This window comes from Nonlabens dokdonensis DSW-6 (assembly GCF_000332115.1).
Lineage (GTDB): Bacteria > Bacteroidota > Bacteroidia > Flavobacteriales > Flavobacteriaceae > Nonlabens > Nonlabens dokdonensis.
The window spans coordinates 1,255,578-1,271,298 of the sequence record NC_020156.1 but is presented as its reverse complement, the minus strand read 5'-3'; the positions used below and the strand labels follow the sequence as shown (position 1 = coordinate 1,271,298).

Annotated in this window: 15 protein-coding genes; 8 read left to right on the top strand and 7 right to left on the bottom strand. The window is 36.0% G+C overall.

Going from position 1 to position 15,721, the window contains the following annotated elements:
- Positions 1–92 precede the first annotated feature (92 nt).
- A complete protein-coding gene (locus DDD_RS05555) occupies positions 93–4,352 on the top strand; it encodes a T9SS type A sorting domain-containing protein (protein ID WP_015361802.1) in 4,260 nt (1,419 codons plus the stop codon).
- Positions 4,353–4,557: 205 nt separating this feature from the next.
- Here DDD_RS05555 and DDD_RS05550 read toward each other — a convergent pair whose 3' ends face one another.
- Both DDD_RS05550 and DDD_RS05545 read right to left on the bottom strand, forming a co-directional pair.
- A complete protein-coding gene (locus DDD_RS05550; protein WP_015361801.1) occupies positions 4,558–4,971 on the bottom strand; it encodes an endonuclease domain-containing protein in 414 nt (137 codons plus the stop codon).
- A 244-nt stretch (positions 4,972–5,215) separates the two neighbouring features.
- A complete protein-coding gene (locus tag DDD_RS05545; RefSeq protein ID WP_015361800.1) occupies positions 5,216–6,490 on the bottom strand; it encodes a metal-dependent hydrolase family protein in 1,275 nt (424 codons plus the stop codon).
- Between the two features lie 97 nt (positions 6,491–6,587).
- On the opposite strand from DDD_RS05545, the gene DDD_RS05540 reads away from it, so the two are divergent.
- Positions 6,588–6,824, top strand: coding sequence for a type II toxin-antitoxin system ParD family antitoxin (locus DDD_RS05540; RefSeq protein WP_015361799.1), 237 nt, complete (start codon positions 6,588–6,590; stop codon positions 6,822–6,824).
- Positions 6,825–7,121: a type II toxin-antitoxin system RelE/ParE family toxin gene (locus DDD_RS18400; RefSeq protein ID WP_041566962.1), complete on the top strand. Its 297-nt coding sequence runs from the start codon at positions 6,825–6,827 to the stop codon at positions 7,119–7,121.
- Between the two features lie 10 nt (positions 7,122–7,131).
- Here the strand turns inward: DDD_RS18400 and DDD_RS05530 are convergent, their stop codons facing one another.
- From DDD_RS05530 to DDD_RS05520, 3 genes are read right to left on the bottom strand one after another with little or no spacing between them, the layout of a single operon-like run.
- The gene (locus DDD_RS05530) at positions 7,132–8,268 is read right to left on the bottom strand and encodes an SH3 domain-containing protein (protein WP_015361798.1); all 1,137 of its coding nucleotides are present in this window, start codon (positions 8,266–8,268) and stop codon (positions 7,132–7,134) included.
- Between the two features lie 30 nt (positions 8,269–8,298).
- Positions 8,299–8,826 (bottom strand): hypothetical protein, encoded by a 528-nt coding sequence (locus tag DDD_RS05525; RefSeq protein WP_015361797.1) that lies wholly within the window; start codon positions 8,824–8,826, stop codon positions 8,299–8,301.
- A gap of 3 nt (positions 8,827–8,829) precedes the next feature.
- Positions 8,830–9,963, bottom strand: a complete 1,134-nt coding sequence (locus tag DDD_RS05520) for a DegT/DnrJ/EryC1/StrS family aminotransferase (RefSeq protein WP_041566961.1) — start codon at positions 9,961–9,963, stop codon at positions 8,830–8,832.
- Positions 9,964–10,080: 117 nt separating this feature from the next.
- Between DDD_RS05520 and DDD_RS05515 the strand changes: the two genes are divergently transcribed.
- Together DDD_RS05515 and DDD_RS05510 are read left to right on the top strand one after the other, a co-directional pair.
- Positions 10,081–11,346 (top strand): 3-deoxy-D-manno-octulosonic acid transferase, encoded by a 1,266-nt coding sequence (locus tag DDD_RS05515; protein ID WP_015361795.1) that lies wholly within the window; start codon positions 10,081–10,083, stop codon positions 11,344–11,346.
- Positions 11,324–12,298 (top strand): peptidase associated/transthyretin-like domain-containing protein, encoded by a 975-nt coding sequence (locus tag DDD_RS05510; protein ID WP_015361794.1) that lies wholly within the window; start codon positions 11,324–11,326, stop codon positions 12,296–12,298. Before DDD_RS05515 ends, DDD_RS05510 begins: the two co-directional genes overlap by 23 nt.
- 1 nt (position 12,299) lies before the next feature.
- Here the strand turns inward: DDD_RS05510 and DDD_RS05505 are convergent, their stop codons facing one another.
- On the bottom strand, positions 12,300–12,959 hold the full coding sequence (locus DDD_RS05505) for a DUF2461 domain-containing protein (protein ID WP_015361793.1): 660 nt from the start codon (positions 12,957–12,959) through the stop codon (positions 12,300–12,302).
- Between the two features lie 139 nt (positions 12,960–13,098).
- Here DDD_RS05505 and DDD_RS17945 point away from each other — a divergent pair, with 139 nt between their 5' ends.
- Positions 13,099–13,272, top strand: a complete 174-nt coding sequence (locus tag DDD_RS17945; protein ID WP_015361792.1) for a hypothetical protein — start codon at positions 13,099–13,101, stop codon at positions 13,270–13,272.
- Between the two features lie 33 nt (positions 13,273–13,305).
- Here DDD_RS17945 and DDD_RS05500 read toward each other — a convergent pair whose 3' ends face one another.
- Positions 13,306–14,079 (bottom strand): LexA family transcriptional regulator, encoded by a 774-nt coding sequence (locus tag DDD_RS05500; RefSeq protein ID WP_015361791.1) that lies wholly within the window; start codon positions 14,077–14,079, stop codon positions 13,306–13,308.
- A gap of 132 nt (positions 14,080–14,211) precedes the next feature.
- Here DDD_RS05500 and DDD_RS05495 point away from each other — a divergent pair, with 132 nt between their 5' ends.
- Positions 14,212–15,039 carry an SOS response-associated peptidase gene (locus tag DDD_RS05495; RefSeq protein WP_015361790.1) on the top strand — a complete coding sequence of 276 codons (828 nt, stop codon included), beginning with the start codon at positions 14,212–14,214 and terminating at the stop codon, positions 15,037–15,039.
- 13 nt (positions 15,040–15,052) lie between these two features.
- Complete coding sequence (locus DDD_RS05490; RefSeq protein WP_015361789.1) at positions 15,053–15,337, top strand: hypothetical protein; 285 nt, start codon at positions 15,053–15,055, stop codon at positions 15,335–15,337.
- Positions 15,338–15,721 lie beyond the last annotated feature (384 nt).

Genomic DNA, 15,721 nt, shown 5'->3' with positions numbered 1-15,721 from the left:
TTTATTTATGAGTAGTACTTGCGTAGTCTTTTTGTTAATGCTTTCTTAATACTTATTTACATTTGTAGCCTCAATTTTTTTAAAATAAAGCTATGAAACATAAGTATATAACTGCATTAGCATTGTTACTCTCCATGTTGATGTTCTCTCAAAACGATAAAAGCTGGTCGAAGATGGCAGCTAGCGAAAAATCCTTTTATGAGCTTCAAACTGAATTTAATAATTATTGGTCAAACAAGACTCCAGAAAAAGGTCAAGGCTATAAAATATTTAAACGTTGGGAGAATCAAATAGAAGATAAAGTGTACCCTTCTGGAGATTTGTCTTTACCTTCTAACACCTATCCTAATTTTATTGCATGGCAACAACGTTACAATAGCGAGTTTGCTAATAATGCCAATAACCAGATGAAAACTATTGCGGCTACATCTAGCTGGACAACTTTAAATCAAGGTTCTGTAGCTTCAGGTTATGATGCTGGTTCTGGACGAATAAATTTTATAACCTTTGATCCCATTAGTCCATCAACAACAATGTACGTAGGTGCTCCTGACGGCGGTTTATGGAAATCAACTAATGGCGGTACATCTTGGACAACAAATACAGATTACTTGTCAATTATAGGTTGCTCAGGTTTAGTAATTCATCCTACTAATCCTAATTTAATGTATTTAGCAACTGGCGATAGAGAAAGCGATAGACGAAGTATTGGTGTTCTGAAATCTACAGATGGCGGAGCTAATTGGAACACGACAGGATTAGTATGGACGGTATCTGATAATTACAGAATATCTAAAATAGTTATGGACCCTAACAACCCTTTAGTTATGATGATCTCTACCGATGGAGGTATTTTTAGAACAATAGATGGTTGGGATAGCTTTGAAACGCAAACTATATTTGACCCTTTATCTGATGTAAAATACAAGCCAGGAAGTTCTACAATTGCTTATGCTGCAGGTAGTCAAATTTATAAGTCTACCGATGGTGGTATTAATTGGGTAGCTAATACTTCAGTAGACTTACCTAATGCTGCTGATGTTGAGCGAATTGAAATGGCGGTAACAGCTGCGGATAATAGTTATGTGTATGCTATTATAGGTAAAAGTAGTGATCAAGGATTTGAAGGCTTTTATCGCTCTACTGATAGTGGAGATACTTTCGTAAAACAATCCACAGCTTCAACACCAAACATCTTACATTCAAGTGCTAACCCAACTGCTGCTTCAGTAGGTGGACAAGCATTTCATGATCTTGCAATCGCAGTTTCTCCAGTAAATGAAGACAAAGTAACCATTGGTGGTATTAATCAATGGCAATCTACAGATGGAGGAGTAAATTGGACACGTATTACCTATTGGTTAGGAGCAAATCCAGCATATCCTGGACAAAATTCAGAACCAGAGCCTTATATTCATGCTGACATTCAATATATCGCATATATGCCAGGCAGTAATACTACCTTTTTTACGACTTGTGATGGTGGCGTATCAAAAACGACTGATGATGGTGTAACTTGGACTGATATGACGAATAACATTGCAGTTAGTCAACAAACAAATATCGCTTTGTCTTCATTAAGTCCGAACTTTTTCTTTGCTGGATTGCAAGATATCGGTTCATTAAAATATAATTCAGGGTCTTGGTCTGTGTTAAGCGGTGGTGATGGTGAAGATGGTTTTGTTGATCGCTCTAATGATAATGTTTTAATATCATCTACAGTAAATGGATCTTTCTTTATATCCACTGATGGTGGAACAACCACTAGTAATTTAACCTTTACGCCTGCTTTACCTAGTGGAGATTGGTTTACACCTATTAAACAAGATCCTGTAGATATAGACAAGATTTATATTGGAAGCGGAAAGGATTTATATGTTTCAAACGATTGGTTTACTGCAAATCCAACAGCTTCAAAAACTGGAACAACAGCACCAACACCAATAGATAAAAACATTTTAAGATTTGAAATAGCTCCAAGCAATACAAGTACCATTTATGTTATTAAAGATAATGTTATTTCAAAATCAACAAATTCTGGATCAACATGGTCGAATATAACAAGTGGATTACCAGTCGCATCTGCTAAATTAAAAAACTTGGCGGTTTCAAATACCGATGCATCAAAAGTCTGGGTGGTATTTTCAGGATATGCTGCAGGAGAAAAAGTGTATAAAACGACAGATGGTGGTACTACTTGGGTAAATGTTTCCAATGGATTGCCTAATATTCCTATGAATACAATCGTCTATCGAAAAAATAGTGTTAATGACGAAGTATATATAGGGGCTGATATAGGAGTTTATGCAGTTGATAATTTAATGACTTCAGCCGTGCCGTATTTAACGGATTTACCAAAATGTGCAGTGACTGATTTAGAAATTTATTATCCTACACCTACAACTGGAATCCTTAGAGCTGCGACTTATGGAAGAGGTAGTTGGCAAACTATTTTAAGTGATAACGTAACATACGTTTGGAATGGCTCTGTGTGGAACAATACACCAGAAGGAGCAATTACATCTTCAGATAATATGATCGTACAATCTGGTAGTATGGCGTCATTATCAAGTGGTATAAGCGTAGCAAATTTAACGATTGAGTCTGGCGCTTCTATTGAAGCAGATAATGGTAATATTATGGTTACTGGAAATGTAGTTAATAACGGCGCAATTTCTGGATCAAGTCAAGTTATTTTAAACAGCGCCACAGCTGTTGTAACAGGAACTGGATCTATGACTAATCTAACCGTAGGAGCAAGTGGCGTTGCTATAGTTAATGGGACACAAATTGTTTCTAAACAACTAGACGTTATCTCTGGAGGTTCTCTAAACGCAAACGGTAATATAACATTAGCATCAAATGCTTTAGGAACAGCACGAGTTGATCAAGTAGATCCTGGATCTATTACTGGAAATGTTAATGTTCAACGTTATATTCCTGCTGGTAACAGAGCGTATAGGTTTATAGGGTCTACAGTTTCTGGACCTACGGTATTTGATAGCTGGCAAGAATCTGGAAGTAATGCTACAGGATTTGGCGTTCAAATATCAGGAACTGTTGGAACTGTAAATACTACTACTGGTCTTGATGAAACTCTTTCTGGTAATAACAGCATGTTTACTTGGGATGCAGCAAATCAATCATGGACAAGCATAAATAACACACATACTCAAGTATTAAATACAGGAGACTACTATCGTTTGTTTGTGCGCGGAGATAGAACTACGGACCTATCAATCAATAACGCTACTCATACTGCAACTACATTAAGAGCAACAGGTACTTTAAGAACAGGATCCATGACAGTTACACCTGGAATTGCCGCAGGTCAATTCTTTGCTCTTGCAAATCCATTCCAGTCTAAAGTCTCTATGGTAGGCACAGCAACAGGAACTACTTCATTTATGTATTACTGGGATCCTAACCTAGGAACAAGAGGCGGATATTCTACAATCAATATGACTACGGGAATGGGAACTGCAGGTGTTGCAACTAATGTACTTGATGCAGGACAAGCAGTTTTCTTGGCAGACGCTGCGGGATCTTCATCAGTTACTATAAATGAGGCAAATAAAGTGTCTGGAAATAACAACGGAGGAGTTTTTAACACCACACCATTGACACAGGCTCTACGACTGAAATTATATCAAACCAGCCGTTTTAATAATGGCCTATCAGAGAGTGATGGTCTTTATATAGACTTCGATAACTCTCACAATTTAAATATTGATGTCAATGATGCGGTAAAGCTTGATGGATTAAATGTGAACATGTCAATTGCAAAGACTACAGGTGAGTTGCTATCAGTTGATAGTAGAACATTACCTACAGTAAATGAAGTAATAGGATTGAGTGTCACTAATTACTTAACCACAGCCTATACTATTAACGCAACCTTAGACGTATTGCCAGGGTTTACTGTTTATTTAAAAGATAATCTTACAGGAAACATCACAGAGCTTGTACAAAATAGTTCTACCGCATATAATTTTACAGTAGATTTGAATAATGCACAAAGTATTAATCCTTCTAGATTCCAGATAGAATTCCAGATGAGTACTTTAGGAAATGAAGAACTTTCATTTAACGACGCAGTTAGCATATTCCCTAATCCTGTAAATGGTGATTTACTTAATATCTATTTAGGAATAGTTACTGAAGGAAAGGTAGAAGTAACACTATTTAATACTTTAGGTCAAAAAGTAATTGCTAGAGAGTTTGACAGCATTTCAAATGGTGTAGTTACTATAGATAATCTATCTAGCTTAACAAACGGTCTCTATCTATTGAATGTAAGCAACGGTAAAAATACTGTTGTTAAAAAAGTAATTTTAAGCTATAAGCTCTAGTAAATCGCATCGCCATATAGATAAGGTAATTCATAAAAAAAAGAGCTGTTTTCATTCGAAAACAGCTCTTTTTGTTTATAATATGATTTTTTGCGGAAAACTCACTCTTTACGGTTGGGGAAAAAGGTTCGGTTTTTTTAGATTCCAAAACTTTCTAAACAAGTAAAAATTGCAAATGTCAATCCCAAAAACTCTTTCACCAACCTTAAAGGTTGGAAGTTTTCAGCCTTTCCTTTATAACGGAGTCGATCTTATCGATGACATTTGGATAATCATCTATAACTTCAATATCTGTGAATCGGATTACGTCAACTTTATACTTTGAAATTTCTAGAGTTCTATCTCTATCCTTTTCTTGTTGTAGTCTTGTAAAGTGATAGCCGCCGTCAATTTCTATTGCTAACCTTAATTTATGACAATAAAAATCAAGTATATATAAGTTAAAAGGATGCTGCCTCCTGAATTTTAAACCATTTGGTTTTGTCTTTAAATAATCCCATAGTTTATTTTCAGACTCGGTAGTATTTGCTCGTAGTTGTATCGCAAATTTTCTAACTTCAGCAGTTGCTCCAGCAAACATCCCTTCAATTTTCAGATAATCGATTTCTTCTTTTTTCATATTATTGAAGATATAGAAACCTCACCCTTTAGGGTTGGGGTAAAGGTTTCGGCTTTTGTGGTTTTTAAAACTTCCTTAGCTAATAAAAATTGTAAATATTAACTCCAAAACTTCTTTCCCCAACCCTAAAGGGTGGAAGTTTTTAGTCTTTCGTTTATTAAAACTCTGCTTCTAAACGATAGATTTCTAATAAATGATTCGTTAAGATTTACCGTGAAGAAACTGACCTTTTAAGGCTGAGATATCACCTCTTATAAACCACTCCATCCTTCATAACAAAATCCATTTTTTCTAGAACAGTCACATTCTTTTCTGGATTCTCTGATACAGCAATAATATCTGCATAAAAGCCTTTTTTTACTTGACCTATTTTATTTTCTAGTTTTAAGATTTTTGCTGGTGTGATGGTGGCACTTTGCAAGGTTTCCATAACTGGCATTCCAGCTTCGTTCATAAAACCAAATTCTTTTGCATTCTGCCCGTGAGCAAAAACACCTGCGTCAGTTCCAAAAACAATAGGTACTCCTTTTTTATAAGCTCTTGCAAATGTTCCTTGGATTTGCGGTCCTACAGTTCTCGCTTTAGGAACTACAATTTCTGGGTAAAACCCTTCAACTTCGGCTTTTTGTGCTACTTCTTTTCCTGCGGTGATCGTAGGAACGAGATAGCAATTTTTCTTTATCATTAATTCCATAGTACGTTCACTCATATAAGTACCATGTTCAATGGTATTAACGCCACCTTCTACAGCACGGTACATTCCTTCATCTCCATGAGCATGTGCTGCCACATGAAAACCATAATCATTTGCTGTTTCTGTAATCGCTTTAATCTCTGCAACAGTAAATTGCGGATTGCTCCCATTTTTTGCAACACTCAGTACGCCACCAGTCGCGGTGATTTTAATACAGTCTGCACCATTTTTATAACGATGTCTTACGGCTTCTCTTCCTTCTGCTGGGCTATTTGCCACGCCTTCTCTTGGTCCTGGATCGCCCATTAATTTTTGATTAGAACCATTTGTAGGATCGGCATGACCGCCGGTTGTTGCGATGGACTTTCCAGCTGTGAAAATTCTTGGGCCAGGTACTTTTCCTTTGTTAATAGCATCGCGTAGCGAAATATTAATTCCGCTACCGCCCAAATCTCTAACGGTGGTAAAACCAGATAGCAATGTGATCTCAGCATATTTTACAGAATCATAAGCAACATCTGCTGGATCATCCACATATTTTTGCACATAAGCATGCGGATTGTATTCTGTTTCCATGTGAACGTGCATATCCGTAAAACCTGGCATGACCCATTTATCTTTTAGGTCATAATAATCTGCATCAGATGGAATAGTTCTATATCCATTTTCTACACTTTGAACTTCTCCGTTCTCAATGGTAACGGTCATTTGTTCCATCCATTTTCCTTTTTCGGTATCTAGAAGGTGACCTGCGTGTATGTATGTGGTTTGCGCTTTCGCGAAAGCGAGACTTAAAACAAGTAATAATGTAAATTGCAGTTTCATAATTATAATTTGAACTCACAAGTTAAGACAGTTTTATCACATTCAATAATTTTAAAAATGTCCATTTATGTTATATTTGGACATAAATGAACGTATTATGAACATTTCCTTTACAGAAAAGCAAGAAAAATACATCAAAGACTTAGTAAAATCTGGCGATTATAAAAATGCTAGTGAGGTAGTGAGGGAAGCGTTGCGTGCACATTCTGAAGAATATGATAGAAAATTAGCTTGGTTAAAAGCTGAAATTCAAAAGGGGATTGATGCGCCTGCCACGGAATTTTCAATGAAAGAATTTTTAGAGCGCAAACTATCTGAAAAAGCTAGTGCGTAAATGGGTTACATTGTTTCAGAAGTTGCCCAGTGGGATATTAATGAAATCTATGAATTTTCCATTCAAGAATTTGGGCTGGAAAGAACTATTCTATATTTAATGGAGATGGAGGACGTTTTCAAATCTATCGAACGGCATCATAATATGGGAACATTACGAAAGCATATTGCAAAAAACCTATATGCTTTTCCGTATCAATCGCATATGATATTCTACCATATACAAAATGATGATCTCATCATAATCACTAGAATCCTCCACGGCAGCAGAGATATTCCAAACCACTTGACAAAATAGAAGAAACAATTTAAAACTGAATCGTTCCTTTCAAGTATATAGCTTTAGACATACTACTGGAGGCAGGGTTTCTAAAGATACTATCCATAGGTAAAACGCCCATAATGAATTCATTCTCTGCAATCCAAAAGAAATCGCCAGCAGTAATCCAACTGGAAAAACTGATGAAATAACCTTGTGGCATTGCTTCTTCATCAAATTCTCCTAAACTGAAATAGGTAGTATTATCAAAACCATTATGATATTCGGCAATCAAGTATTCGCCATTAGGAGAAATAGAAGGAAATCCACTTGATAAAACAGACTTTTTGCCTGTAGTACGATTTACCAGAATGACCTCTGCATCTTCTACAAAACCAGAAATCAAATAACTGTCTAACTCATCTATCTGACCGAAATATTCTGTTTTTGAAGCCCATTCTCCTAAATGGTCTTTTATCAAAACAGAATCCTTACCTTTATTGAGAGGTAAATAATATTGTTCCCATTCTACAGGTCGGTATTCGTTTTCTAACTTAAATTTTTTGGGCTGCCATGTAGTGTCAATCTCATAATTACCTATAATTTTTTGATGGATATAATCTTCTTTATTCACTACCTCAAACTGAATAATATCTTTGAGTGCTTCCTTTGCTGCTGGATTGTATTCATAACGTACATCACAACCACGATCCATTTCTCTTCTTGAAGAAACACCAGTCTTAGGTGTATAATCATCATGAGCGGCGCTATCATAAAGCTCTACAAAATTATGAAGACTTTGCGATGGAATTGTAGTCAGGTGCTTGCTCAAATACGCATCAAAAAGATATAGTTTTGTTTTACTATAGTAATTATAATTAAAAGTAGGTTCTACACGCACCCAACTTCCGTATACTTTTTTACCATCATCCATTACAAAAGTCTTCCCAACAGATGGAACATTTTCAATAACCTTCACTTGAGCACCATAGGTGAATTTATCAATAATCTTATGATTCACACTTGGTCCTTCTCTAAGATTTAAGCCATTTTCAGCATTTATAAAATAGCAGGTGTTTGGTTTTAATTGCGCTTTCCCAACGGGAAGTTTATGCCGCACTTGTTGCGGTACAAAAGCGGAACACAAAAAAACCACTACTAAAAGAATATTCAAATTTGCTTTCATAGTGGTTGTATTATCAATTATGAGACCTACTTACAAGTTGCCTTTTTTTGCAATCCAATTCGTGATTCTATCGATTCTCAAGATTAGAAATAACCCTAATGAAATTTTTAATATATAAGACATTATCTCGAAATCATAGGGCTGAGCGTTTTTAATATCAGTATATCTTTCATAAATAGATATAAAATAATTTACCGCATGAGGGAAAAGATAAATAGCTCGCGCTAACCATATGACACTCGTAGTTAAAAGAATCACTTTTGTAAGCGATTTTGCATTGATACCAATTGATATAGACTGCTCATTTCTAACTAGTTTTCCAGCTACCCATTCTGCCTTTAGGATCAAAAATAGAGATACAAAAATATTTATTATTAATAGAAATATATTTGAAGCGTAAATCCTTTCAATTGGGTTATTTATCGTTTCCCTAAATAAATTCATCATAGATGCTGAAAAAATGGAGAAGAAGTAAACAGCAAAATGATCAAAAATCTTTGTAAAAAGAAAAATCCCTGCAATTCTTATAATAATAACCGTCAAATGGCGATTGCTCATAGCTTAACTATTCAAAAACTCCTTGACACAATCGGTAATAAATTTAATTTGCTCGTCATCGAGCTCGGTATGCATAGGTAAAGAAATACATTCTTTTACCAGCTGATTAGTCACAGCAAAGTTCTCTTCTTTATAGCGATCGTCTAGATAGGCCTTTTGTTTGTGTAGTGGTATTGGGTAATACACACCACAAGGAATGTTATTTGTTTGCAAGTGTTTTACCAGTCCGTCACGATCTGCATCTTTAATCACTAACGTATATTGATGAAATACGTGACAGTCACAATTGTCACAAACTATAGGTGTGATGATCTTTTCCTCCTGTGCAAAAGCAGCGGTGTATTTGCGCGCTGCATCTCTACGTGCATTATTATAGTCGTTAAGATGAGGTAATTTTGCTCTCAACACTACGGCTTGCATAGCGTCCAGTCTAGAATTGACACCTACTACATCGTGGTGGTAACGCTCGTACATACCGTGATTTACCACACCACGTATAATATGTGCCAGCTCATCGTCATTTGTAAAAATCGCGCCACCATCTCCATAAGCTCCTAAATTCTTAGAAGGAAAAAAAGAAGTGGTTCCTACGTTTCCTATCGTTCCAGTTTTAGACTTAGAACCGTCGCTATGCATATAATTAGAACCTATTCCTTGTGCATTGTCTTCTATCACATAAAGATCATGCTCTTTAGCAATGGCCATGATCTCGTCCATATTTGCCGTCTGGCCAAATAAATGAACCGGTACAATCGCCTTAGTTTTAGGTGTAATCGCCTTTTTAATAGCTTCAGTATCTATGTTGAAGTTATAAGGATTTACATCTACAAGAACTGGTGTCAAATTCAAAAGCGCAATCACTTCCACGGTTGCGGCAAAAGTAAAGTCGGCAGTAATGACTTCGTCACAAGGTTGTAAACCTAGTCCCATCATTGCGATTTGAAGCGCATCAGTTCCATTGGCACATGGGATCACATGTTTTACACCTAGATAATCTTCCAGCTCTTTTTGAAAAGCATGAACTTCAGGTCCATTTATAAAAGCTGCCGATTCTATTACTTCTTGAAGACCAGTATTTACTCGATCCTTTATTCCTTCGTACTGACCTTGAAGGTCAACCATCTGTATTTTACGCATTTGCTTGAATTGTTTTCTACTCGGCTAGAATGCCTTGTATACGTGTAAAAATAAGCATTATTGATAGGAATCCCATAACCTTTATATTTATAGTATTTTTGATCAAAATAGATTGATTTGGAGAAGTTGTATGATGTTTTTATCGCTTTCGCGAAAGCGTGCCTACCACTAGCTGGAGCTTTTAATAAAAAGCTGAAACTCGGAGCACAAGGTCGAGAACGTACTTGGGATATTCTGGACCAGAAAGTGAAATCTTCCATGCCTAAAATATGGGTGCACGCAGCAAGTCTGGGCGAGTTTGAACAAGTAGTGCCAGTTCTAGAAAAAATTAATCGGGATGAATATCAAGTGGTACTTACTTTTTTCTCACCTAGCGGTTATGAAAACAAAAAAAATACTCCTCTAGCAGATGTAGTTTGCTATCTACCGATAGATGCCGTAAGTAATGTCAATAAATTTATAGCAACGGTAGAACCTTCGCTAGCTATTATGGTGAAGTACGAGTTCTGGCCTAATTATCTTAATGCGCTCAAGGAAATAGATTGTAAAACCATTCTAGTGAGCGGTGTTTTTAGAGATAAAATGTCTTTTAACAAATGGTATGGCAAGTGGATGGTGCAAGCGCTAGAGTCTTTTGACCACTTTTTTCTTCAAAATGAATCTTCATTAACCAATCTTAAAAAATTAGGTTTTACTAATGCAAGCGTCAGTGGCGATACCAGATTTGATCGTGCCAGTCAACTCATAGAAAGAGATAATTCGGTGAGTTTATTAGACGAATTTGTAAACGAAAAAAAATGTCTTGTAATAGGAAGTTCCTGGGCAGAAGATATTTCTATCATGAAAAACTGGTTGAAAGAAAATGACAAAACAAACAAGTATAAGGTCATTATTGCTCCACATGAAGTGCACGATCAAGCTATTGAGAGCCTTTCTAAATCACTTCAGTATGAGATGGTAAAATGGAGTGATTTAAAAGAAAACACTTCAACAGCTTTTACAAAAAAATCAACTTTAGTCATCGACACAATAGGTCTATTAACTAAAGCCTACAGCTATGCAGATTTTGCTTATGTAGGTGGCGCAATGGGAACAAAAGGCTTGCACAATATTTTAGAAGCAGCAACTTACGGCGTTCCTGTTATTATAGGCAAGAATTACTCAAAATTTCCTGAAGCCAGTAAGCTAGAAGATCTTGGTGGATTATTTTCAGTGAAAAATCCTGCTGAATTTGAATCCATCACAAACAAATTATTTGAAGATGATCACTTTAGAGATAAAACTGGAATGATTTGTGGTCACTGGATCAATAGCAATACCGGCGCAACACGCGAGATTGTAACATATTTAAAATCAATTAATGAAGAACTTATTCTGGATTAGTCTACTACTTTTTAATGTTCAATTAGGAAAAAGTCAAGACATTACCATAAAAGATACAGAAACTAAAGAAGCAATTGCCTTTGCGACTATAAGTTTTGGTAACGGTAAAGGAACTTTTGCAGACGATGAAGGAAGTTTTCGGTTTTCAAAGAAATTGTATCAAGATGTAGATTCTTTATTTTTTTCCAGCATCGGTTATGCAGATTTAGGCGTTGCGGTTTCTGATTTGAAGCCAGAAGTATTTCTATCTCAAGAAGCAGACGAATTAGATACCGTTATTTTAACTGCTGAACTCACAGGGAAATATAAAAACAGAAAGAAAAAAGAAATAGGTCACGATAATTATTTTGATTGCTGGCTACCAACGGTAGAAAGTGAGATAGCTGTAAGATTTGATCGTTACGATGGTGAACCTACACAAATTACACAATTGAAATTACCTGTAGTTCTCGAAGAAAGTCAGAAAAGCAGAAAGGGAAAACTACGTAAGTTTTCTACTATGTTTAGAGTTTCATTTTATGATGTACAAGAAGATGGCAGTCCAGAACGCAGATCGCTCTATCCTTCAAAAACATTTATTATTGATCAAACGAGTGAAGAAACCTATGAACTAGATATAGAAGAACTTAAAATCAACATTCCACAAAATGGAATCTTTGCTTCCATACAAGTTCTCGGTTATACAGATCCTCAGGGAAAGTTGATCAAAGCCAAAAAATACCGAGAAATAAAAACCAGATCTGGCGTGGAGAAAGTATCTACCACTTACCGACCTTTACTACCATTTACTGCAGAAATAGAAGGTAAAAACACTTGGGTACGACGTATTTTCTTCAATAATAAGACTTGGCAATTATTTGATTTGAGCTACAATCCTAATAGCAAACTAGTACGATCAGGAAATAACGATTATGGAATGGGCGCAGAATTTAAGGTTTATTATAGGGATTAATCTATACCGTAACCGCTTTATTTAAATAAGCTCTGAAAGGAATCATTTCTTTATAAACATCTACACAACGTTGCATAAAATCTTCTTGTGTTACTTCTTTTTGCGTTACATCATGTTGCACGGCAAATGTTTTCATGCGCAACAACTCTATATGTTTGTGATCTTGAGAATAGCCCTTAGGAGCCGTTTTTAAGGAATCGCCATCATCGATTACGTCAAAGGTTTCTTTAAAGGATTTTTTATTGAGGATCTTTTTATATTCCTCTCCATTGTAATCGATCGCATCGCGTATAGAGTCGAGTAATTCCTTTTTAGGTTTGTAGAATCCGCCAGCGATGAAGGATTCTTCTGTTCCTAAATGAATATAAAAATCGCCTTGTTTACCATTTTCGTTGAGATCCATTCCAGCGCCAAAATGATCCTTATAAATCGGCTTCTCTGGATGAAACATCAAATTATTATTGATCCGATTGATCGCTTTTCTACCATCAGTAGATATATAATCTGGATCAACTTTTCCTAATTCAATATCCAGCTGATTCAACCAGTCGATGTACCAATCGCGCACTTCATGATAACGCTTTCGGTTCTCGTCCATCCATTCTTTGTTGTTGTTTTTTTGCAAGTCTCTTAAGAAATCATAAAGTTTATAGAAGCTCATGTATGGTGTTTTGTTCTAAGATATTCCGCTTTCGCGAAAGCGGAAAAATAATTAACTTTTTTAATAAAAATTAAGATAAATCTAAGGTTTCAAATCGCTAGGAGTCTTTATCTTTAGGTCTAACCATAAACTTTATAAGATGAAAAAAGTATTTTATATAGCGATAGCTTTATTCTTAGTATCTCCTGTTTTAATGAGCTGTAGAGATGAAGAAAAAGAAGTAGAAGTGCAAGAGTTGCGTGATGATGTACCCAACGATAACAGCAATGAATCTACTTATGATACAAACCCAACAGAAAACGACCCTGATTGATCGTTACCAGTACTTATAAAAAAAAGGAACCTCTTAAGAAGTTCCTTTTTTTATGCTCTGGATTTCCTGACGTAAACTATCTAATCCTTGCTTAAGAGAAATCATTGCTTCTTCTCCTTCATGAACATCAAGGTCAAAGCTTAATTTAGAATTCACTTCCCACAATTCTTTGATTTCGACAACTGGCTGCTCAATTACAGGATACTCTCGATTGAGCGAAATTAAATTTATCGCTTCTGGAGATTCTGATTTGCGTAATTTTTTAACGAGAACACTCTCTGCAGTAACTACAACATGAATGCGATTATCATTTGCCATGCGCACACTTTCTACAGCTTTTCCCATAACCCATTCTTGAGGCTGCAAGACAGGTAACATACTATCACCTTTTACTTGAAAAGCTCTGTAACTACCTTCTTTATATTGTGGCAACGGTATATTAAAGGCGGGCAACTCGTTATACCAATCGGTATCTTGTACATTGCTCGCATATCCAGCGCTGGCTTTTATAGGAACCATGATCATATTTTCACGATCATTAGTGTCCATGGTAATAATTTTAGGCGCTGTACTGGTACTTGTTTCTAGATACTTATTATAACTATTCCCGTACAACCATAAAGGATTCACATTAAACTGTCGCAATAATTCCGTCACGATCTTGCCGGTAATTTTCTTTTTACCTCGTTCAATATCTGCCGTTGTGCTACCTGCATCGAGCAAGTCTGCAAACTCACTTTGTGTTTTTCCCAAGTCCTCTCGTACCTGTTTGAACCGCTTTGCCTCTGTTGAAATCTCTTGTGCCATAAAACAAATATAAAGGTTTTAGGAATAATTCCAATTTTAACACTGGAATATTTCCATAATATTGGAATATTTCCATATATTTGACATGTGAAACGGAATAGTTCTTGGAAATATTCCATAAAACTAATAATTATGTGTGGAAGAGCAACGATAATTACACCAGCGGTAGAGTTAGAAAAGCGTTTTAATGCCGCTTTCGCGAAAGGTGCCGTACTTCAAGAAAACGTGAATATCAGTGCTGGTAATAAAATACCAGTCATCACGAGTGCACAACCTAATCATATACAAATGTTTATTTTGGGTTATACACCTCACTGGGCACACAAACAGACGTATATGATTAATGCACGTAGTGAAGGAAGTTTGAATCCAGAAAATAGTACTACATATAAAGGAGCAATGGGTATTTTTAATAAACCTATGTTTCGTCATGCGATTAAATCGCAACGTTGTCTTGTTCTTGTAGACGCCTTTATAGAAGGTCCAAAGCAAGAAAAGCTCAACAAGCCTTACCTCGTTTATCCTAATCGTGATCGTGGTCCTTTTGCTCTTGCTGGAATTCACGATACCTGGCAGCATCCATTAACAGGAGAATTACATCATACAGTAGCTATTATTACTAGTGCCGCAAATAGATTGACAGAAAGAATTGAACACCACAGAGCACCTGTAGTATTGAGTAGAGCAGATGAAGAAAAATGGCTCAATCCAGATATTTCTGTACAAGAGCTCACTAGAATGATGCAGCCTTTTGACTCTAAAGGATTCAATGCGTATCCTATCTCTCAAAAAATCAAAAAGCCAGAGGCAAACGGATTAGAGCTTTTAAAACCTACTGGTGATAAACTATTCAAAGATTATGATCGCTGTCTTTATGAAAGACTCAAGTTTGCCGAGGAAGATGAATATGTGATTAGAGAAGAGCGTCTGGTAGAAGGAGATCAATTTGTTTTATTTTAAAATGTATCAAGATATGAACATAGAACTTATTAAAACAGAACTAGCACAACGAGTAGAACAGCTGGTAATCACTCGTCAAAACAGTAAAAAAGCTACTATGAAAGTGGTTCATAAAGTAAAATCATGGTCAGATAAAGTGGCCGAAACCGAAGATCTGATTCATAAAGTATATCACACACTTCATGAAGTATTACAGCAAAACGGCATACACTTTAAAAACGAAATTGAAAAAGAAGGCTTTGTAAGCTTTATGGAACCTACAGTAAACGATCTAGTCATCAAAAACATGGCAGATTAACTCTTAGGAATACATAAAATATAAAGCGAGTTAGCCTTAAACCTCACAAGAATAATCTTGTGAGGTTTTTTGACCACTTGTTTTAAAATAGTATTACAGATCATTAAAATACAAATTGTCAATCTCAGCCCGATGAAGATGGGTTTGAAAGCGGCAGTTTTAACCTGTGAGGTTTCGCCCATTGTAAAAGTTAGGAAGTAGAGTAAAAAGCTTGTGGGCAACCTCACAGGTTTTAGTCATAAACCATAATTGATCAAGAATCTACATGATCTCGAGAAATAACAGACCGATTCCGCTCTGCAGCGGAATGACAAACCAGTGTTAGTTTGAGCGATAGCGATGCGCTGAGTTTATCGAAGTGTCAAAAACGATTTGAAATAAAAA